The sequence below is a fragment of the Methanothermococcus thermolithotrophicus DSM 2095 genome (assembly GCF_000376965.1).
Taxonomy (GTDB): domain Archaea; phylum AGJL01; class Methanococci; order Methanococcales; family Methanococcaceae; genus Methanothermococcus; species Methanothermococcus thermolithotrophicus.
Genome location: NZ_AQXV01000047.1, coordinates 1 through 20,852, shown reverse-complemented (window position 1 = coordinate 20,852; position 20,852 = coordinate 1). Strand labels below are relative to the sequence as shown.

Sequence of the window (20,852 nt, the reverse complement as noted above, 5' to 3'; positions counted from 1 at the left end):
GGATACAATGATAAACTAGTGGCAATTATAGTCGTTTGACAAGTAACCATATTAAATATTTCACTAAAAATTTAATATATTCTTATTATATACTTACTATTAATGGTAGTAACAGATAGGTAGTTTTATTATTCACAGTAGGATAGAGCTGAACAACTTTTACTGTTCAAATAAGAGTGTTATGTATTTATACTGCTTAACTGCCAAACGACATACCTAAATGTTTGGAAAGTATTATATATTAGAACTATTTAAGTATTTCTACAAACACATTAGCAGCTTTTTTTATAATATGCGAGGTGTAAATAAATGATGGATACTCAAAGACCTTTAGATGCGTTAGGTAAATCAATAAACACAAACGTAACCGTCTATTTAAAAGACGGTAAAGTTGTTAAAGGAAGATTAAAAGCTTATGATTTACACATAAATTTAGCATTAGAAAATGCAAAAGTTGAAGCTGAAGAAGAAAAAGAATACCAAATGTTACTCATTAGGGGAGATAACGTACTCTACATTTCATTATAATTAAAAACCCACATATATATCCCCTAGGGTTTTCATAGCCCGCCTTCGTTTAAATTCACTTAGGCGAAATAAAATAGAAAAAATAAACACGGTGAAAGAATGAGTAAAGGTACACCTTCACAAGGTAAACACAACAAAGGTTCAAACCACATAATATGTAGAAGATGCGGAAGAAGATCATACCACGTAAGAAAAAAAGTATGCGCAGCATGTGGATTTGGTGCAAGTAAAAGAATGAAAAGATTCGCTTGGCAATGGAAAAAAGTGAATGGACAAAGATTAAAATAATATATATTATTCTTTCCTTTTTATTTCATAAATATAGTGATGTGCAATTTTAAACGAACTATTACATACTTTATAAAAATGAAAACTGCAAAGATAAAATTATATTTCAATTTAACAGTTTATATATGTTTAAATAAAATTACCTGTATTAATTAATTAAGTAATGCACACCACTATAAATTTTATAGAATAACTACTCTTTTGTAAGTTTTAAATACTAGACTAATTTATTTTATACCATTCAATTTAAACTGTGATACCATGTGTGGAATATTCGGGATTTACTCTTACGAAAAGAATAATGTGTCTAAAAAGATATACTACGGCCTCTATGCTTTGCAACACAGAGGGCAAGAAGGAGCAGGAATAGCTACAAGCGATGGAAGGGGACTTTGCTACCACAAAGGTATAGGTCTTGTCCCTGATGTTTTTACAAACAAGGAGCTCCAGAATCTCTACGGCCATGTTGGTATTGGTCACGTTAGATACTCCACTACCGGAGATAGCATAATTGAAAACTGTCAGCCATTCGTTGTTAATAGCTCTTTGGGAAGAATTGCAATAGCCCATAATGGTGACATTGTAAATTCATCTATTTTAAAAAGAGAGTTGGAAAACAAAGGTCATATATTTGTTTCTTCAACCGATTCCGAAGTTATAGCACAGTTACTCGTTAGAGAACTTTTGAAAACTGAAGACATTGTTGAAGCAATCGCCAATATTTCAAAGGAATTAATTGGTGCATATTCTTTACTGATAATTTACAACAAAACATTAATTGCAGTTAGAGATCCTCATGGATTCAAGCCTCTCTGCATGGGAAAAGACGAGGAAAAAATATACTTTTCCTCTGAGAGCTGCGCATTGGATGTAGTTGATGCCAAATTTGTAAGAGATATTAAACCTGGGGAAATAGTGATTGTGGATAAAAATGGAATAAACTCTTATCAACTACCAAACTCTAGTTCAAAAGTATCCTCATGCATGTTTGAATACGTCTATTTTGCAAGACCTGATTCTGTAATTGATGGAATTAGTGTTTATAAGGTCAGGAGAAATATTGGAAAAATACTTGCAAAAGAACACCCGTGTGATGCAGATATTATTTCGCCTGTTCCTGATTCTGGAATTACCTTTGCTCTCGGATATTCTGAAGAATTGAATATTCCATATTATGAAGGATTAATTAAAAACCGGTACGTTGGAAGAACGTTCATACTTCCTACACAGGAGGAAAGGGATTTAGCAGTTAGATTAAAGATGAATCCTGTTAAGTCAGTATTGGATGGTAAAAAAGTAGTTTTAATTGATGATAGTATTGTAAGAGGTACTACATCAAGAAGAATAGTAAACATGGTGAGAAAGGCGGGAGCAAAAGAAGTTCATTTAAGAATAGGTTCTCCAAAGATAATGTCCCCTTGCTTCTATGGAATTGACATGCCTACGAGGGAGGAATTAATAGCAAATTCAAAGGACACGGAAGAAATAGCCCGCCATATAAATGCAGATTCTGTAGGGTATTTAAGTATTGAAGGTCTTATAAAAGCAATAGGTAGGAAGAATTTATGTTTAGCTTGTTTATCGGGAGAATACCCAACTGATGTGTCTTGTAAGCTAAAAAATTAATAGGCCCTTGTATTAACTTTTTAAAATATATAGTCCTTGGTGGAGATTGGACAAACACTTACTTTTGCATTTAATAAGGTGATTGGTATAAGATACATTAAGATAGTTGTACCCAGGAAACTACTAGATAGTGTCGAAAAAATTCTAAAAAACACCCATGCATACTCTATTTCAGTAATTGAACCATTAAAAACATCCATTAAAGATGGGATAATAATCACCTGCTATGCAACAGCTAGCGATGCTGAGAAAATAGTTTTAGAATTAAGGAAAATGGGCATTGGTGAAAAGGGATATGGAAACGTTACAATAATACCTGGAAATATAGCATTTTCATGTAAGGACGAAGGTCTGGCGTCTTCAAAACTATCTCCATTGGAGCTCTATTACAAAGCAAAGACTATGGCAAAGCTATCAAATGATGTTATTGTAAAGATAGTTTTAGCAAGTATTATGGGGGCCATTGGTATAATAGAACACAACATACCTACATTGATTGGTGCTATGATCATAGCTCCCTTGGTGGATACTGTAATGGCAAGTGCCATAGGAAACGTATTGAACAGAAAAGAATTGGTATTCGAGGGAATGAAAAAAGAATTAATATGCACTGTTATCGTTATATCATGTGCATTTGTATTAGGTTTTATATTTAACATATCTGAAGAACTAATTTCAATATATTTAACAGAAACGTCCCTATTATTAAGTTCAATAGTAGCCGTTGTTGCAGGAACTTCGGGAGGAATGAGTATTGCCAGTGGAAAGGATTATGAAATGATAGGAGTTACAATAGACGTATCCATATTAATTCCTGCATTACTGGTAGGAATGGCATTAGCCACAGGAAATGGTGGTTTAATATACACAACTATAATTTTGTTGATAGCAAATATCGTTTTGTTGGATATCGGTGGATTTATTGGGTTGAAGTATAAGATAAGAAGAAATCAGCAAGATTTTGATGAAATCTTTTAATGCTTACTTTTTTTCTTTCTTATTGGTCTACCAGGTTCTTCTTAATTTGGAGATAATTACTTTTTTTATCCTATCAAAAAGACTTTCATTATACATTCCTTCTATACGATTTAGGTCAACATAGGAACCTACTGTCTTAAGGGCGAGGTCCATATAGGCTATTGAAGATGGAGATTTTGGAGAATATTCCAGAACACTCATTTTTTTCAAAGTCGAATTCCTTATATTTTCATCTTCAGGGATCTTACCAATTATCTTTTCTTCAATTATCATTTCAATTTCATCCTCACCCATCTCTCCGAAATCTCTTCCAGTCCTATTTAGAACAACACCTATAAGGGGAGTTCCTGCCATTTCACTACTTTTTTTTATTTTACACCCATCTGCAATTGAAAAGAGCTCTGGAGTAACTACAAGCATGACTTTATCGGCAATAGCTAAGTAGATTGCCATGTCTCTATTTAGCCCTGCAGGGGCATCAATAATAACATACTCGTAATCATCTGCAACTTCATTAATCACATCGGTAAATAAATCTAAATCAGATTTTTTGTATCCTTCAATAGATAAGCTGGTAGGCAACACATAAGTTCCTGTTTTGTGTTTATAAATAGCATCCTGCACCGAACATTCTCCTGAAAGAACCTCGTGTAAAGAAGGTTTATTTTTTTCAAGGTTGAATATCAGCCCCAAATTGGCCATTGAAATATCTCCATCAATAACTAGTGTTTTCTTTCCAATTTTTGATAATGCAACTGCTAAATTTGCAGAAGTTGTTGTTTTACCTACCCCTCCTTTTCCAGATGCCACCGTAATAATCATTATATCACCATTTCCGAACTGAAATGAAGTAAATAAGTAAATCTTTTTTATGTATTTCCTAATGAATAGAATAACAAGAAAATCATCAATCTATTTTAATTACTTTGGAATAAATAATATTAAATGATTATTATTTGTCTATTGCCTCTATTTATTAAATTTATGTTATTATACACTCCCATGAAATCTTAAAAATAGATTAAGATAAATTATTCTGTAAAATATTCTAAAATAGTCATGTATTACATTTCTGCAGGATTGATATGAATTTACGTTATTAGAAAAATAGTGTTAGATAGAGCTCCAACTATTTTTATAATATTATACCTATATTATACCTGTGTTTTAATAATGCTGTAGAAAAAAATAGTTTAAAAATAGTTCATACTTTTATTTTTCTTCATGTTTTATTACTCTTACCAAAATAGCGTTAGTTGGGCATCTTCCAGCACAAAATTTACAATTATGGCAGTGTTCAACAGAATATGCGTAATATTTTCCATCCTCATCTTTTTTCCAGATTAATGGTCCCTTTGGACATACATCATAACATCTGCCGCAGCCAATACATTTGTCTTTATCTACAATGATTTCAACAGTCATAATATCATCTTTTGTGTAATATTTAAATATCTGTACTACAAATAGCTAGTTCGTGAATTGCAAAGCTATTGTTGGGGTATACGATGGACAAGAAAGATAGAAAGATCTTAGAGATACTCATGGACGATGGTAGAAAACCATTCACAGAGATTGCAAAGGAATTAAATACTAGCGAAAGTTCTGTAAGGAAGAGGATAAGGAAGATGGAAGAAGAAGGAGTGATTAAAGGTTATTCAGTTCTAGTGAATCCTGCAAAGATAGGCTATAACGTAATCGCATTAACTGGATTTGATACTGACCCCCAAGACTTTTTAAATGTAGCTAAGGAGCTCTGTAGATTTGAAGAAGTAAAAAAGGTATTTACATCTACAGGAGATCATATGATAATGACTGAAATATGGGCTAAAGACGGTAATGAACTTACAGATATTATATTTAATAAGATTGGAAAGATAAAGGGCATTAAGAAGGTCTGCCCTGCTATCATCCTTGAACAGCTTAAATAATATTTATTTTTATTTTTGTACTTGATTATTTGAAGTATCTATCAAGTATTCCTTTTAACATTTTAGCATGTCTTGCTTCGTCTCTTGAACTTTCATCAAAGAAATCGTGTGCAGGATCAATGCCTAATTCTTTTGCCTTTGTTGCTGCTGCCTTTTTCTCTTTGTTTGCCATACATTCGCCTTTTAACATCATTTCAATGTTTTCTTTTAAGTTGTCTGAGATTACACCATTCATTTCTGCAAAGTGTGCAGCGTGTTCTGCTTCTTCAAATGCTATTCTTTTTAAAACTTCTGCAACTTCTGGAAGTCCTTCTCTTTGAGCCTGTCTTGCCATTGCCAGGTACATTCCTACTTCTGCACATTCGCCTTTGAAGTTTGCTTCAACTTCTTTTTCAAGATCTGTTTTTTTTGTTGTTCCAACTTTGTGTTCATTTACAAGTTCTAATTCCATAGTCTCACCTATGTTAGTTATTTTATATCATTTTATGTTATGTTTCTTTTATGTTTTTATAATTATTCGGTCTTCATTTCTTTTACTTTAACTGCAAGTCTCTTACCCATGTTGTAGCATTTTTCGAGCTCATCTTCTGTTGGTACGTAGTATAATTCGTATTCATCCAATACTTCAAATCCGCATTCTTTTAATTTTTCAGCAAGTACTTTGGTTCCGCCACCGTTTCCACCCATTGAACCAAACGCGAGGGCAAGTCTCTTTAAACCTGTTCTGTTGAATTTTAAGCCTTTTAAGTAGTATATTAAATCCCCAACACTTGGGAATGGTTCGTCATATATTGTTGGAGCTCCTAAGAGGAATGCCTTACTATCTAAAATGTCTTTTACAATTTCACTTCTTTCATCGTTGTGAAGGAAGTACATTTTAACATCTACACCTTCACTCATAATACCTTCTGCAAATGCATGGGCCATTTTTTGGGTTGAACCGTGCATTGTGTCGTAAACGATTGTTACTTTATCTTTACATTTTCCTGTTGCAAAGTCTTGGTATGCACCTATAACTTTCATTGGGTCAGTCCAAATCTGTCCGTGTGATGGTGCAATCATCTTTATTTTTTCAAGTAATCCTAATTCAATAACTTCCTTGAATTTTTTCAATACCAACTTTGAAAGTGGCGTAATTAAGTTTGCATAGAATTTCTGGTTTGCATCCATTAAAATATTTTCTGGAATTTCGTGGTCAAATCTTTGAGTGAAGCATAAGTGTTGTCCAAATGCGTCATTTGAGAATAAAATTCCTTCTTCAGCATATAATGTGAACATACTGTCTGGCCAGTGTAGTAATGGAGCTTCTAAGAATGTTAATGTTTTTCCACCTAAATCTATACTTTCCAATGATTTAACAACTTTAAATGGTGCACCTTTTAATGATGGGAAGTGTTTTACTAAACCTTCTACTGCTACTTCGGTACAATATATTGGTGCTTCAGGGAACTTCTTGTGTATTTCTGGAAGTGCTCCACTGTGGTCCTTTTCTACGTGGTTTTGAACTATTACATCAATTTTAAATTCTCTTCCTTCCTTTTCACATGCGTCTTTTATTCTTCCCCACATCTGAGCGGAAGTTCCTGGGTATGTGTTATCGATTAATGCAACTTTGTCATCTCCAAATACTAGGTATGCGTTGTACGTTGTCCCATTCAGGGTATATCCATGGTACATTCTGATATCCCAGTCTAAGACCCCTACCCAATATACTCCATCTGCAATTTTTACTGCATCTGCTTTCATTTTAAACCCTCCTTAAAGTTTACAAGTAAATATAGTATTAAAGTAGTATATTATACTAACGGTGCGTAATTCATCGTTAAGACTGTACATAAATACGAAATCCGTCGTTTAATATTGAATAAAAATTAAATTAAATGAAAATATGAAGAATAAAAAATTAGGGTTATGATCGTGATGGATAAATTGTTAAACGATTTTACTGCCTGTAAATATCCACTTTAAAGTAGCAGGCATCAGCTCCTTGAGACATGCACTTTATCTCATCTACAACAACAGTTTTTTTATATATGCACTCTAGAGCTCCGGCAATCAACCCGGCATCGAAATAGCATATTGGTTCATTGGTGTCTAAACCATCGCACATGGCACATTCATTAACCTTCAAAATTAACGGCTTTCTACCCTCAAACTTTAAAATACCCAGATTATTTCTTCTAAAAAACTTCTTCAATTCTCCCAAATTTTTTGGATTAAGAAACTTCCCAAATTCATAACCCATTTCATACAATGTTATCTCAGAACCACATTTTTTTATTTTATCCATCACTATATAGACCATTACCCTAAAAAATTCTAATGGTATCGAGTCCTTTTTCCTTTCAGTGTATTCTTCCTCTTTAAACACTAACTTCTCCCTATCAAATCCCTTTTTTAAATGTGATACAACCTCTTCAACCAATTCTTCATCATTAGGGAACTCCTCCTGTTCGCTTCCATTATTCAACATCTCTCTGAACAGCCCCTCCATGTCCCTATTTAATTTTAGCTGAATTTGCAAATTTATCACCAAATAAATTATAAAATTAGTTTATTTTTTGGATTTAATAATATTAACGGTGTTTTTCTCGTATAAATATTGAAAAAATAGACGAATTTCGGAAAATTAAAAAATTAATAAAATGAAGATTATTTTTTATAAATTTTTAAAATGTCAAAAACACTCAATGTTCCAACAACTTCGTAGTCGTCATTTACTACTGGATAGGCTAAATCCTCGTTTTGGATCATTTCATGTATTAATTCATCTGTTAGTTCATCATTTTCATTTAAAACTTTTATTTCATCTAAATATAACATCAGCTCTTCAATTTTTGAGTGTTTACATCCTGCAAGTAAATCGAGAGCTGTTATCCAACCTACAAGTTTTCCATCCTCCAAAACTGGGGCGTAGTTTTTTCTCTTTTTATAGAGTACCTGCACTATTTCGCCCCCGATATCGTTTAACGATAGGCTTATAAACTCACTATTTACAACTTCTTTAATCTTCATCGTCATATTCTTCCTCTCCTTTTTTTAATCTTTTACTTATTACAACACCTAAAATCATTGCGAAAGGTATAAATGCAGCTGCCAAAAAGTAGGGATCTTCATTTATTATATGCCTATTGTGAAGACCTTCAAATATAATTAATGCGAGCTCTGTAAAATAAAATGCTGCAAAAATCATATAAAGGCCTTCTATTGCCTTCTGCATACCGAGCTGCGTTTTTGTAGTTTTGTGTATCTCTCCCTGTAATTTAATGGTTTTATTGTTTTGAGATATATTTACTTTAGTTTCCAGAACTTCCACAAGATCGTTTACAGTGTTTTTAAGTGTGGATAGTTCGGTTAGTAGGTGGTAGAATTCTTCCAGTATTTTATTAACGTCAAGATTTGGATCTACCTCACCTAAAAACATCTTGAAATCCTCAGATTTCTCAATATTTTGAGCCACATAGTACTCAAAAGTGTTATATTTTTTAGATAGTTCTCCCTGTAAATTTGAGATTTTCGAAAGATTGTTAACAAGCAGGTAAAGCCATTTTTCAAATGATTCATTTCCTGAAATGTTTATCTTGTTTAGCACGACTTTTATTTCATCCTGTATTTTATACATTTCTTCAGAATATTTCAAATGGCATTTTTTCATAATTTCTACTAAATTACTTAGTACTTCAAGCATTATTATATACTCGACTATCTTAATGATTTCATTATTAATGATTTTATTCTCCCCGCTGATTAAATACCGTCTTCTATACAGAGGATTATTGTAATTAGTCGATATTTTTAATCCTTTAAATTCAATCTCTCTTTTTGCAGGAATTTCTATTGAGGTATTGATGCATATATCAAAATCATGATCGCTTGGAATGTCTATATTATTATTAAGATATTCTTCAAGGTTTTTAAACCACATTTGAAGGTTTTTATGGACAACATCTTCTTTAAATTTGATTAAAATATTGTCCTTAAAACCATAACCACTGTTTTTTAGTATGTAGTATTCATCAAGTAATTCTTTTATATCAAATTTTGTGATTTTTTCTCCGCTTTGTGGTGTTCCCTCATCTAAAAAAGTTTTTTTCATAACGTTATCAAAAAATAAATGAACTTTTACAAAATTGTCTTTAATGTCGATAGGAACTTCCATATAGTCTTGAATACTCCTATTTGAGAGCATTGAAAGTGTTTCTCCAGGTTTCCATTTTTTGACATAATCCTTAGAGACGTAGAGCCCACAAAAACAATGGCCATATAATTCGATTTCCTTATCCCTTTCATTACAGGGACATAAAATATCCCCTAACTTACAAGGACAGTATTTAAATCCATTTTTTTCGTTTTTAAGCTGGGCATCAAGTACTCTTAAACAATAGTCCTTATCTGGATTTAGATAATAGCCTTGATATTCGCTGAAATTCTTTACTATTTTGTAGTATTCCTGTAATTTTTTATTATTTTTCATTTCTAAAATTTTATCATTTAATTTAGCTTCTATGGATTCATCCAACGTTTTACCGAGCAATTTTTCAAGTTTATTTTTGTCGTAGCCGAAAATCTTTTTACCCTTGTAAATTATTAGTGGGAAAGCTATTTGATCAGATCCCAACTCTCTAGTCAACCCTTCTCTTTCTTTTTCAGTTAATTCATCAACGTTTATTAGTTGGAATTTAACGCCGTTATGTTCGAGCACTTCCTTCAATATTACACACAACGGGCATTCTGACTTAATATATAATTTTAAAATTTCTTCCATCTTATCAACCACTGAATAATAAAAGTCGGTTGTTGTTGTCTAAAAAAATAAATTTTGTATTTATTTTAGTTATTTATTATTTCATCACTATTTCATTGGTTCTTTTAGAATTATCAGCCTATCGGTACAGGTGAAGCATGGGTCGCAGCTCGCTATAATTAGTTCTGCATCACTTACATGGTAGTCCTTTAAAATCGCTTCCATTGTTCCTAAATTCGTTGCAGTCGGGGTTCTAACTTTAGCCTGCCTTACTCTTCCTTCACTATCCAATCCATAGGAGTAGTACTGTTGCCCCCTCTGAGCCTCGGTATAACAGTCTATTGGTTTGAACTCATGGAGCTCGTAGTTTGGATTGTAAATTTTATCAGGTAAATTTGGGAGCTCTTTTAAAGCCTGTCTTATAATTTTAAGACTTTCAAAGCATTCGTAAAATCTTACGGCTATTCTTGATAAAACATCTCCGTCATCAAAGAGTATTTCATCAAATTCATAGGGATCGTATTCAGGAACATATCCCATTTTTCTCACATCTGATTTTATTCCGCTCCCCCTTGCTGTAGGACCTAATGCATGATACTTTGCTGCAGTTTTTCTGTCCAATACTCCAATTTCTTTCATCCTTGAGGTTAACATGGGGTCACTTAAAGTTCTGTCCATTAATTTTTCAAGTTTTTCTTCGAATTTTTCTAGTCTCTCCAAAATAGGACTTATTTGGCTATCTTTTATATTACATCTCGGTCTTATACCTCCAATAATCGGGCATGAATAATGCACCCTACTGCCGGTTATATCAAAAAATGTTTGCATTATTGGTTCCCTAAGCATGAAACTTCTCATAGACATTGTTTCATGTCCAAGGATTTCAAATGCATGCCCAAATAAGAGTGTATGAGAGTGTAATCTCTCAAGTTCTTCTACGATAATTCTTATATGATTTGCCCTCTCTGGAACCTCTATTCCACAGCCTATTTCGGTTACCCTTACGGCACTCCAAAGGTGAATGTGGGAGCATATTCCGCAGATTCTCTCACATAGAATACAGGCTTTTTCAGGGGGAAGGCCCTCCATTAGTCTTTCTACACCTCTGTGATTAACGCCTATTGTTAATTCAGCATCTTTTACAATTTCATCTTCAATAAAAAGCCTCAATCTATGAGGTTCCAACATTGTAGAATGAACAGGTCCTATAGTTATTTCTCCTTCGTACATGATTTCACTTTTTTACAATCTTGTGATTATGATATTATAAATAACACTATACATGAACAATTAAAATTTATCATTATCGATTATGATATTTATTAACTACGTTTTATATTTATAAAATTAATGATTTTTTGTGTTATAGATATTATACAACTATATAATAGACGCTCTTTTTAGCAAATGCATATAATGCTTTTTTAAAAGAGTAATATTGGAGGTGAATAAAATGGTGTTAAAATCCAGCGATTTTAATCCTAATTTCTCAGTAGAAATTATCAATGCTGGGAAGGAAATAATGGGGGAGGAACATGTTTCTTCTTTTCAAAAGTGCTATCAATGCGGAACATGTACCGGGGCCTGTCCAAGTGGGAGAATAACCCCTTTTAGAACAAGAAAATTAGTAAGAAGTGCATTAATGGGTGTAGAAGATGTTTTAGAAGGTGAAGACCTTTGGATGTGTACTACATGCTATGAATGTTATGAAAAATGTCCGAGAGAAGTTAAAATCACAGATATAATTAAGGTTATTAGAAATATTGCTGCCGAAAGGGGGTATATGGCAGAACCACACAGAAAAACTTCCCTTTATGTGTTTAAAACAGGTCACGCAGTACCTATAAATGATCAAATAAAGGAAGCTAGGAAAAAAATTGGGTTAACTGAAATACCGCCGACAACACACAAGTATCCAGAAACTTTGGAGATTGTAAGAGATATTATGGATCAATTAGCGTTCTGTAAAAAAGTAGGTATTTGTACGGAAACTATGGAATTAGAGCCTGTCAGATGGGAAGATATGAGTGAGTAATTATATGGTGAAAAAATGAATGATATGGAATTTGTATTTTTCTTAGGGTGTATAGCACCAAACAGATACCCGGGAATTGAAAGTGCCACATATAAGGCACTTGAAAAGTTAGGGATTAAGTTGCATCCTTTTGAAAAAGCTTCATGCTGTCCGGCACCTGGAGTCTTTGGTTCTTTTGATTTAGAAACCTGGCTTACATTAGCTGCAAGAAATATAACTGTAGCGGAAGAGATGGGGTTAGATATTATAACAATATGTAACGGGTGTTATGGTTCATTATATGAGGCAAACCACATACTTCATGAAAATGAAAATGCGAGAAATAAAGTAAATAAAGTTCTTTCAAAATATGGATTAGAATTTAAAGGTACTGCTAGAGTAAGACATCTTCCAGAAGTTCTTTATTATGAATTGGGGGTAGATGCAATAAAAGAGAAGGTGGAAAAACCATTGGATATAGATGTTGCAGTTCATTATGGTTGTCATTACCTTAAACCAACGGATGTAAAACACATTGAAAGTTCAGAAAGACCTAAGTCTTTTGATGGATTGGTTGAAGCATTAGGCGCAAAATCTATATACTACAATGACAAAAATATGTGTTGTGGAGCAGGGGGAGGTGTTAGAGCAAGAAATCTGGATGTTGCATTAGAGATGACGGAATCTAAATTAAAAAGTATGATAGAGGCAGGTGCAGACTGTGTGACTGAAGTATGCCCATTTTGCCATTTACAATTTGACAGAGGACAGATTGAAATAAAAGAAAGGTTTGGCAGAGAATATAGCCTCCCGGTAATTCATTATTCGCAATTACTGGGTTTGGCAATGGGTATGTCCCCAAAAGATGTCGCTCTCGACTTACACTTCATTTCACCAGAACCTGTACTTGAGAAATTAGGATTAAGTTTAGAATAACACCATTACAAACTGGATAATAAGGAAATTAATGGTTTGTAATAGTTAATAAAATCTAAGAGGGAACTTATGAAGAAAGAAGTATTTTTTGGAGAAGGCATGAGAATTGTTAAGGATGATTATCCAGACTTGTATGATGCCATAGTTAAGTTAAATGAAGCCGTATATACTGGGAAGGTTTTAGATTATAAATGCCAAAAACTCATAGCAATTGGAATCGTAGCTGCTACAGGGGATGAAGTGGCTACAGAAAAACAGATGAGAAGCGGTATGAAGGAGTTAGGAATAACTAAAGAGGAAATCGTAGATACTTTAAGGGTTGTATTATTAACCTCCGGAATGCCTACATTTATAAAAGCTATGAAAGTACTTAACAAAATAGAATAAGAGGGGATTTGATTGACCTGTGCCTTAGCTAAAACCATTAAAGATGGTACAGATTTTGAAAAAAAACACGTTCCTATGATTGAATGTAAAGATACTGTAAAAGCAAATGAAATATTTGAAGTAAAGATCCATACCGCTGGTGTTGAACACCCAATGGAAGATGGGCATTTCATTCAATTCATAGAACTTAATGTGGAAGATTTACCACTGGCAAGGGTTCAATTAACCCAATGGGTTAAACCCGATGTAGTGCTTAAAGTTAAAGCACCGTCAGAAGGTCATGAAGGTAGTACCATGAAATTAGTGGCATATATGTTCTGTAACCTTCATGGACTCTGGAAATATGAAAAAGAAGTTAAAATAGAATAACAATTTTTTATTTTAATAAGGATACAGCCCTATTTCTACTTTGGGAGTGGGGCAACTTTAAAAAATCAAATATCTACAAATTAATTTGCAACGGTGATAGCTTGGCAAAATATCAATGTATGTGTGGTTGGATATACGATGAAGCGGAAGGAGAACCGTCACAAAATATTGCCCCAGGAACAAAATTTGAAGATTTACCGGACACATTCAAATGTCCACAGTGCGGACTTGGAAAAAGCGCTTTTAAAAAAATTTAAGGGATAGATATCATGATAACAACAAACCACCCGTTATATGAAGCTCTGGAAGATATTCAAGATTTTAAATTAAAGTTGGTAGAGTTCTTTAAGGATAAAAATGTATTTCCCATAAAAAGTAAAGTAGAGCTTGCTAATGCATTACCATGCGGATTATCATTACCATGCGGGGAGATAGAAGCGGGAGAATTGGTAAAATTGTTAAATGATGTAGATTTTCCAATAAAGGATGCTGAAGATTTGGCTATAAAGTTATCAAACAAATGTTTAATCGAAAGAAAAAATAAATAATGAATTACAAATGGTGGTAAAGTGTTAATTGAAGTATTTTCATCTCCAATATGTCCACACTGTCCTGGGGCAGAGAGAGTTGTTGAGGAAGTTGTAGATAAGCTAAGCTGCGATGATATTGAAGTTAGACATATAGATGTAACAGAAGATCCAGGAAGTGCTGAAAAGTACAGCATAATGGCGGTTCCAACAATTGTAGTGGATGGGGAGGTAGCATTTGTAGGAGCTCCTACTACCCAGCAATTTGAAGAATACCTTAGAAAGAAGTTGAATAGATAAAATATGATAAATATAGTATATAATACGAAGTAGGGGAGTAAATCCATGATTAAAGAAAAAATTCAAGATGCCATAAATCAGCAAATAAATAAAGAGTTCTATTCAGCATACCTTTATTTATCCATGTCTGCATATGCTGATTCAATTGGGTTAAAAGGGTTTGCTCAGTGGTTAATGGTTCAATATCAAGAAGAAATGGATCATGCTATGAGATTTTTTAAATACTTACAAGATAGGGGAGGAAAAGTAACACTCGAATCTATAAAGAAACCAAAAATAGAGTGGGACTCTATCTTAGATGTATTTAAGGACGGATTAGAACATGAACAATGTGTTACGAAGTCAATAAATGAACTAATGGACCTTGCAATGTCTAAAAAGGACTATGCAACCGTAAACATGCTTCAATGGTTTGTAAATGAACAGGTAGAAGAAGAAGCATCTTTTAGTGAAGTTCTTGACAAATTGAAGTTAATTGACGGAGATAAAAAGGCATTACTCTTACTTGACAAAGATCTTGGACAAAGAGTATATACGCCGCCAGCGGAGTAATTATTGGATTTAAGAAATGGAGATTGATATAATGGTATGGTGGAAATGTTCCAACTGTGGATACTTATTTGAGGCAGACTCTGTTCCTGAAAAATGCCCAAACTGTGGTGAAAAATGTACATTCTATGATGTGAGCTGTTATACTCCAGAATGTGGATGTCAAGGTTATGACCCAAAATTGGTTGCAAGGAAAGAGCCACGTATCTTATAATAAAGCTAAATAATTTAACTAAACTTTTAATTCTTTTAATATTTAATTAAAAAATAAACTTGGATGATATTTATGAGTGAAGAAGACACATGCTGTTGTATTGGGGGAGGAATGCCTTTAATAGGGGAAGAATTCCCAGAAGTTGAGGTAAAAACTACACATGGAATAATTAAACTACCTGACCATTATAAGGGTAAATGGTTTGTTTTATTTAGCCATCCGGCAGATTTTACACCAGTTTGTACAACAGAGTTTATAGGATTTCAAAATAGATACAAGAAGTTTAAAGAGCTAAACACTGAACTAATTGGATTAAGTATTGATCAAGTTTTTAGCCACTTAAAATGGATCGAATGGATAAGAGAAAAGTTAGATGTAGAGATTGAATTTCCAGTTATAGCTGATGATAGGGGTGAATTGGCAGAGCAGTTAGGTATGATAAGCCCGTACAAAGGAAACAACACTGTGAGAGCTGTGTTTGTTGTCGATGGTAATGGAATCATGAGGGCGATAATATACTACCCTCAAGAAGTTGGAAGAAACCTTGATGAAATCGTGAGATTGGTTAAGGCACTTCAAACATCAGATGAAAAAGGGGTAGCAATGCCTGCCAACTGGCCAAATAATGATGTGCTTGAAGACAAGGTTATAATTCCACCAGCATCTACCGTAGAGGATATAAAGAAAAGAAAAGAGGCATGTGAAAAAGGAGAAATTGAATGTCTTGACTGGTGGCTTTGCTATAAAAAATTAGAATAAGGGGAGGGAAATTATGAAAACAGCCTTTTTAATGTTTAACTATGAAAAAAATGGAAAACCAAACATGCCAGTAATGTTTCATGCATTATTATTTGCCAGTGAAATGAAGGCGAAAGGAGATGACGTAAAAATAATCCTTGAAGGAGAGGCAGTAAAGTGGGCTAAAGATCTTTTAAGTGAAGATCACCCTCTTAAAAATCATTTTGAAAAATTGAAAGATGATTTTGTTGCCTGTGAGGCATGTTCAAGTATGTTTGGAGTTTTAGACGATATCAAGGATGAAATAAAGATAGAAAGCGATCTTCACGGACATGTAAGCTTAAAAGGATACATGGACGAAGATTATAAAGTAGTTGAATTCTAAATAAGTGTATATAACCTATACACAATACATTATTTACTTTTTTATTTTTTTACTATTTTAGGTGTGATTAACATGGTGTTGAAAATAAAAGATGACATATATTGGATAGGCGTTATAGATTGGGATATTCGGGAATTTCATGGATATGAAACACCAAGTGGTTCCACATATAATTCCTACCTAATAAAGGATGAAAAAGTGGTTTTAATAGATACTGCAAAGCATTATCTAGTTGATGAACTAATAATAGGAATTGGAAAAGTCGTAAATCCTGAAGACATAGATTATATTGTCGTGAATCACGTGGAAATGGACCACAGCGGTTCCCTTGAAAAGATAGTTGAAATTAGTGGAGCTAAAATAATAACCAACGAAAAGGCAAAGGAACATCTGGAACTTCACTACAACACAAAAAATTGGGAATTTATTATCGTTGATTCTGGGGAAGAGATTTCAATTGGAAAGAGAACTTTAAAGTTTATAAGAACCCCAATGCTGCACTGGCCAGACAACATGGTAACATACTGTAAGGAAGATAAGATTTTATTCTCAAACGATGCATTTGGACAACACGTGGCTTCTTCTGAAAGATACGACTATGAAATTGAAGATATATTTAAACATGCAAAGGAGTATTTTGCAAACATACTTCTGCCCTACAGGATGCTTGTTCCAAATGTTGCAAATGTTTTAAAGGATTTAGAAATAGAACTTATATGTCCATCCCATGGTGGAGTTTGGAAAGAGAAGATAGGGGAAATTATAGAAAAATACGTGGAATGGTCCTCAGATAATGTGGAAAATAAGGCAGTAATAGTTTATGATACAATGTACAAATCCACACATAAATTGGCTTATGCGATTGCTGAGGGGTTAATAGACAGTGGAGTTAAAGTTAAAATGTACAATACTTCAGAAACTCCATTGAACACAATAATGGCTGGGATTTTAGATGCAAAGTATGTTTTAATTGGGTCACCAACTCTGAATACTAACGTATATCCGCCTGTGGCAAAATTCTTGAAATATATGGAAGGATTGAAACCTGGTAAAAAGATTGGAGTTGCATTTGGATCTTATGGATGGGCAGAAGGTGCCACAGAAGTTATAAAAGAAGTATTTAAGAAACTCAATTTCGAGATTATTGAAGATGAATGCCTGACTTGTAAGTTTGTACCAAAAGAAGAGCATTTGAAAAAATGCTATGAATTTGGGAAGAATCTTTCTACCAAGGATATTTAACTTAGTGCGTGGTGCTTATGAGAAAAGCGATTATAATATATGCTACCTTTCCAAACATGGAATCTGCTAAGGATATTGTTAAGTCACTCTTGGAAAAAAACCTAATTGGATGTGCAAATTTAAGAGAACATAAGGCTATGTATGTTTGGAAGGGTCAGATAGAAGAGGAAGATGAAGTTGGAGCTATTTTAAAAACAACAGACGACAGGTGGGAAATGGTGAAAGAGTTTATTAATAAGGTGCATCCTTACGAAACCCCTGCAATACTCAAAATCGATGTTAGCGATGCAAATAAGGGATTTTTAGACTGGATTTTTGATGTAGTTAAATAACATTATTTTTACATCTCTCCCTTATTTTCATACTTATTTAAATTCAAATTATTTTTGGGTGAGCTCACCTCGTTATACTCGGTGATTGAGTAAAAATCCTTCGGATTTTTACAACTCACCCTCACTTCGTTCAGGTGATTGAACAAAATCACGAGTGATTTTTGTAGCTCACCTTCACTCGTTCAGGTGATATTATGAAAGAATTGGAACTAAAAATAAGTGGCATGAGCTGTCATATGTGTGTAAATACAATAAAGGGATTATTGTCCGAGGTAGATGGAATTATTGATGTGGACATAAACCTGGAAAAAGGAATTGGAGTTATTAAATACGACGAGAACAAAATAACCGAAGATGAAATATTAAAAAATGAAGCCTTTGAGCTATATCCTGCAGAGAAGATTAACTAATTTTTTTATAACTACTTTTTAGTGGGGATTATGAACGGGATTAAGAAGATTAAAATCAAAATTTCCGGTATGACATGTGCAGTATGTGCCAAAACCATAGAAAAAGCCTTGAACAACATGGATGGAGTTAAGGGAGCTGCTGTTAATTTAGTTGACCAAAGTGCTGATGTAGATTATGATCCAGAAATAGTTTCTATTGAAGAAATAGGGAGAAAAATCGAAAAACTAGGCTTTGATGTTGTTGGAGTAGGTGAAGAAGCTGAGTTTAAAGAAGAAGATAAAAAAGAAGAATTAAGAGATAAATTCAATAAAATAGTAGTTGGTGCAGTTTTTTCGATAGTTCTATTTTTAATGATGTACCTAACTATTCCCTATAAACAATATCTGGCTTTTTTATTATCCATACCGCCGTTGATTTACGTTGCAATGCCTATTTTTGAGAAAGGATTCAACTCCTTAAAAAATAAATCCTTGAATATGGATGTAATGTATTCTTTAGGTATGGGTATAGCCTATATTTCAGCTTTAATGACCACTGCAGGATTTCTTCCAAAGGAGTTCATGTTTTACGATACAACAATAATGTTGGCTACCCTTTTAACTTTGGGAAGATATTTGGAGGAAAGAGCCAAAGGAAAAACTTCAGAAGCCATTAAAAAACTGATGGATTTAAGGGTAAAAACCGCACGAGTAGTTGTCAATGGGGAAGAAGTTGAAGTTCCTGTTGAAAACGTAAAAATCGGTGATTTAATAATTATAAGGCCTGGAGAAAAAATTCCTGTAGATGGTACGGTTTTAGAAGGGGAGAGCTATGTAGATGAATCCATGATTACAGGAGAGCCGATGCCCAATTTAAAAAAACCAGGTAGCAGTGTTGTAGGGGGAACAATAAACAAAAATGGAGTTTTAAAAATAAAAGCTGAGAAAGTCGGAAAAGAGACTTTACTGTCACAAATAATAGAACTTGTCAGAAAAGCCCAATCTTCAAAGCCAGACATACAAAACTTGGCTGATAGGGCAGTTACATACTTCATACCTATAGTTTTAACAATAGCCATAATATCAGCCCTATATTGGTATTTTTCAGCTGGATTTATATTTGCAGTTACAACCTTTATTTCAGTTTTAGTAATTGCATGTCCATGTGCACTGGGATTAGCTACACCTACTGCAGTCACAGTTGGAGTTGGGAGAGGAGCTGAGCTCGGAATACTGATTAAAGAGGGCAAAGTTTTTGACATGTCCGAAAAATTGAAGTACATGATATTTGACAAAACAGGTACTTTAACTAAAGGAGAACCTGAAGTAGATGAAATAATAACAAAAATGGACATTAAAGACTTTTTAACCATTGTAGCTTCTATGGAAAATAATTCAGAACATCCATTAGGTAAGGCCATAGTTAAAAAAAGTGAAGAAATGGGAATAACCTTAAAGAAACCTGAAAAATTTGAAGTAATAACCGGCAGGGGAATAAGAGGAATTTTAGATGGTAAAGAAGTAATAATTGGAAACAAAGCCTTAATTAAAAGTTTATTGAAAGATGTTCAGCCTCCTTCAGAGATTGAAAAATACGAGGATGAAATAGATAGATTAGAAGGAGAGGCAAAAACAGTTGTAATTGTGGCAGTTGATGGCAAAATTGAAGGTTTAATTGCAATATCTGATAAACTAAAGGATAATGCAAAAGAAGTTATTGGAGCTCTGAAAAATCTTGGAATTGAAATTCTGATGGTAACTGGAGATAACGAAAAAACCGCCAAAGTAGTTGGTAAAAGGATAGGTATTGATGAAAGTAACATATTTGCTAATGTGCTTCCCAATGAAAAGGCAAAAATTGTAGAAAAAATTAAAGGTAGTATTGATGGTTTTGTAAGTTTTGTAGGGGATGGAATAAACGATGCTCCTGCACTTTCAACTGCAGATATTGGAATTGCCGTTGGAAGCGGTACAGATATAGCAATTGAAAGTGGAGAAGTAGTTTTAATGAAGGATGACTTGAGATATACTGTCGGGTTTGTTAAATTGAGTAGAAGAATTCTAAAACAGATAAAATTGAACCTGTTCTGGGCTTTTGCATATAACTCAGTTTTAATACCTGTTGCAGCAGGAGCTCTTTATCCATACGGAATTACATTTAAACCAGAACTTGCAGCATTTGCTATGACTCTGAGCTCGATAAGTATTGTAGGATTGTCTCTATTGTTGAAAAAATACAATCCTTTAAATTTAAAATAATCAATATTCTTAATATACTTAATTTATTATATGATCATACTCGTGAATTATTAATAATATTATATGAAAAAATATAAATAATCTAAAAAACTAACTATTGGTAGATAAATGTAAAT

General features: G+C 33.4%; 28 protein-coding genes. 20 read left to right on the top strand and 8 right to left on the bottom strand.

The window, feature by feature from the left end:
* The first annotated feature begins 309 nt into the window (after positions 1–309).
* The 4 genes from F555_RS0104600 to F555_RS0104585 all read left to right on the top strand — a co-directional run bounded on the left by F555_RS0104600 (position 310) and on the right by F555_RS0104585 (position 3,420).
* The gene (locus F555_RS0104600) at positions 310–528 is read left to right on the top strand and encodes an LSM domain-containing protein (RefSeq protein ID WP_018154044.1); all 219 of its coding nucleotides are present in this window, start codon (positions 310–312) and stop codon (positions 526–528) included.
* A 99-nt stretch (positions 529–627) separates the two neighbouring features.
* On the top strand, positions 628–816 hold the full coding sequence (locus tag F555_RS0104595) for a 50S ribosomal protein L37e (protein WP_018154043.1): 189 nt from the start codon (positions 628–630) through the stop codon (positions 814–816).
* A gap of 261 nt (positions 817–1,077) precedes the next feature.
* The gene (gene purF, locus F555_RS0104590) at positions 1,078–2,442 is read left to right on the top strand and encodes an amidophosphoribosyltransferase (protein WP_018154042.1); all 1,365 of its coding nucleotides are present in this window, start codon (positions 1,078–1,080) and stop codon (positions 2,440–2,442) included.
* Positions 2,443–2,529: 87 nt separating this feature from the next.
* The gene (locus F555_RS0104585; protein WP_026182960.1) at positions 2,530–3,420 is read left to right on the top strand and encodes a TIGR00341 family protein; all 891 of its coding nucleotides are present in this window, start codon (positions 2,530–2,532) and stop codon (positions 3,418–3,420) included.
* Positions 3,421–3,447: 27 nt separating this feature from the next.
* On the opposite strand, the gene minD is transcribed toward F555_RS0104585, so the two are convergent.
* Entirely contained in the window at positions 3,448–4,242 is a 795-nt protein-coding gene (gene minD, locus F555_RS0104580) for a cell division ATPase MinD (protein ID WP_018154040.1), read from the bottom strand.
* A gap of 390 nt (positions 4,243–4,632) precedes the next feature.
* Positions 4,633–4,845, bottom strand: coding sequence for a 4Fe-4S dicluster domain-containing protein (locus F555_RS0104575; RefSeq protein ID WP_018154039.1), 213 nt, complete (start codon positions 4,843–4,845; stop codon positions 4,633–4,635).
* A gap of 83 nt (positions 4,846–4,928) precedes the next feature.
* On the opposite strand from F555_RS0104575, the gene F555_RS0104570 reads away from it, so the two are divergent.
* Positions 4,929–5,351 carry an Lrp/AsnC family transcriptional regulator gene (locus tag F555_RS0104570; RefSeq protein ID WP_018154038.1) on the top strand — a complete coding sequence of 141 codons (423 nt, stop codon included), beginning with the start codon at positions 4,929–4,931 and terminating at the stop codon, positions 5,349–5,351.
* A 25-nt stretch (positions 5,352–5,376) separates the two neighbouring features.
* Here F555_RS0104570 and F555_RS0104565 read toward each other — a convergent pair whose 3' ends face one another.
* The 6 genes from F555_RS0104565 to F555_RS0104535 form a co-directional block, all read right to left on the bottom strand.
* Positions 5,377–5,802, bottom strand: a complete 426-nt coding sequence (locus F555_RS0104565) for a ferritin-like domain-containing protein (protein WP_018154037.1) — start codon at positions 5,800–5,802, stop codon at positions 5,377–5,379.
* A gap of 62 nt (positions 5,803–5,864) precedes the next feature.
* Positions 5,865–7,097 (bottom strand): FprA family A-type flavoprotein, encoded by a 1,233-nt coding sequence (locus tag F555_RS0104560; protein ID WP_018154036.1) that lies wholly within the window; start codon positions 7,095–7,097, stop codon positions 5,865–5,867.
* Positions 7,098–7,293: 196 nt separating this feature from the next.
* Entirely contained in the window at positions 7,294–7,875 is a 582-nt protein-coding gene (locus tag F555_RS0104555; RefSeq protein ID WP_018154035.1) for a V4R domain-containing protein, read from the bottom strand.
* Between the two features lie 128 nt (positions 7,876–8,003).
* Positions 8,004–8,366, bottom strand: coding sequence for a CBS domain-containing protein (locus tag F555_RS0104550; protein ID WP_026182959.1), 363 nt, complete (start codon positions 8,364–8,366; stop codon positions 8,004–8,006).
* The gene (locus F555_RS09225; RefSeq protein ID WP_018154033.1) at positions 8,356–10,116 is read right to left on the bottom strand and encodes a DUF3422 family protein; all 1,761 of its coding nucleotides are present in this window, start codon (positions 10,114–10,116) and stop codon (positions 8,356–8,358) included. Before F555_RS09225 ends, F555_RS0104550 begins: the two co-directional genes overlap by 11 nt.
* A gap of 87 nt (positions 10,117–10,203) precedes the next feature.
* Positions 10,204–11,325, bottom strand: a complete 1,122-nt coding sequence (locus F555_RS0104535) for a hydrogenase large subunit (RefSeq protein WP_018154032.1) — start codon at positions 11,323–11,325, stop codon at positions 10,204–10,206.
* 223 nt (positions 11,326–11,548) lie between these two features.
* Here F555_RS0104535 and hdrC point away from each other — a divergent pair, with 223 nt between their 5' ends.
* The 15 genes from hdrC (at position 11,549) to F555_RS0104460 (ending at position 20,736) form a co-directional block, all read left to right on the top strand.
* Positions 11,549–12,130: a CoB--CoM heterodisulfide reductase subunit C gene (hdrC, locus tag F555_RS0104530; RefSeq protein WP_018154031.1), complete on the top strand. Its 582-nt coding sequence runs from the start codon at positions 11,549–11,551 to the stop codon at positions 12,128–12,130.
* Between the two features lie 15 nt (positions 12,131–12,145).
* On the top strand, positions 12,146–13,045 hold the full coding sequence (gene hdrB / locus F555_RS0104525; RefSeq protein ID WP_018154030.1) for a CoB--CoM heterodisulfide reductase subunit B: 900 nt from the start codon (positions 12,146–12,148) through the stop codon (positions 13,043–13,045).
* A 69-nt stretch (positions 13,046–13,114) separates the two neighbouring features.
* Positions 13,115–13,432, top strand: coding sequence for a carboxymuconolactone decarboxylase family protein (locus F555_RS0104520; protein WP_018154029.1), 318 nt, complete (start codon positions 13,115–13,117; stop codon positions 13,430–13,432).
* A 12-nt stretch (positions 13,433–13,444) separates the two neighbouring features.
* Entirely contained in the window at positions 13,445–13,801 is a 357-nt protein-coding gene (locus F555_RS0104515) for a class II SORL domain-containing protein (protein WP_018154028.1), read from the top strand.
* A gap of 101 nt (positions 13,802–13,902) precedes the next feature.
* Complete coding sequence (locus tag F555_RS0104510) at positions 13,903–14,058, top strand: rubredoxin (protein ID WP_018154027.1); 156 nt, start codon at positions 13,903–13,905, stop codon at positions 14,056–14,058.
* Between the two features lie 12 nt (positions 14,059–14,070).
* A complete protein-coding gene (locus F555_RS0104505; RefSeq protein WP_018154026.1) occupies positions 14,071–14,349 on the top strand; it encodes an MTH865 family protein in 279 nt (92 codons plus the stop codon).
* 21 nt (positions 14,350–14,370) lie between these two features.
* The gene (locus F555_RS0104500; protein WP_018154025.1) at positions 14,371–14,628 is read left to right on the top strand and encodes a thioredoxin family protein; all 258 of its coding nucleotides are present in this window, start codon (positions 14,371–14,373) and stop codon (positions 14,626–14,628) included.
* A 45-nt stretch (positions 14,629–14,673) separates the two neighbouring features.
* Positions 14,674–15,180, top strand: coding sequence for a ferritin (locus F555_RS0104495; protein ID WP_018154024.1), 507 nt, complete (start codon positions 14,674–14,676; stop codon positions 15,178–15,180).
* 31 nt (positions 15,181–15,211) lie between these two features.
* Positions 15,212–15,391, top strand: coding sequence for a rubredoxin-like domain-containing protein (locus tag F555_RS0104490; RefSeq protein WP_018154023.1), 180 nt, complete (start codon positions 15,212–15,214; stop codon positions 15,389–15,391).
* Between the two features lie 99 nt (positions 15,392–15,490).
* Complete coding sequence (locus tag F555_RS0104485; protein WP_342766244.1) at positions 15,491–16,150, top strand: peroxiredoxin; 660 nt, start codon at positions 15,491–15,493, stop codon at positions 16,148–16,150.
* Positions 16,151–16,163: 13 nt separating this feature from the next.
* Positions 16,164–16,514 (top strand): DsrE family protein, encoded by a 351-nt coding sequence (locus F555_RS0104480; RefSeq protein ID WP_018154021.1) that lies wholly within the window; start codon positions 16,164–16,166, stop codon positions 16,512–16,514.
* A 72-nt stretch (positions 16,515–16,586) separates the two neighbouring features.
* Positions 16,587–17,756 (top strand): FprA family A-type flavoprotein, encoded by a 1,170-nt coding sequence (locus F555_RS0104475; RefSeq protein WP_018154020.1) that lies wholly within the window; start codon positions 16,587–16,589, stop codon positions 17,754–17,756.
* Between the two features lie 17 nt (positions 17,757–17,773).
* Positions 17,774–18,088 (top strand): divalent-cation tolerance protein CutA, encoded by a 315-nt coding sequence (cutA, locus tag F555_RS0104470; protein WP_018154019.1) that lies wholly within the window; start codon positions 17,774–17,776, stop codon positions 18,086–18,088.
* A 194-nt stretch (positions 18,089–18,282) separates the two neighbouring features.
* Positions 18,283–18,498, top strand: coding sequence for a heavy-metal-associated domain-containing protein (locus F555_RS0104465; RefSeq protein ID WP_018154018.1), 216 nt, complete (start codon positions 18,283–18,285; stop codon positions 18,496–18,498).
* Positions 18,499–18,528: 30 nt separating this feature from the next.
* Complete coding sequence (locus tag F555_RS0104460; RefSeq protein WP_018154017.1) at positions 18,529–20,736, top strand: heavy metal translocating P-type ATPase; 2,208 nt, start codon at positions 18,529–18,531, stop codon at positions 20,734–20,736.
* Positions 20,737–20,852: the final 116 nt, after the last annotated feature.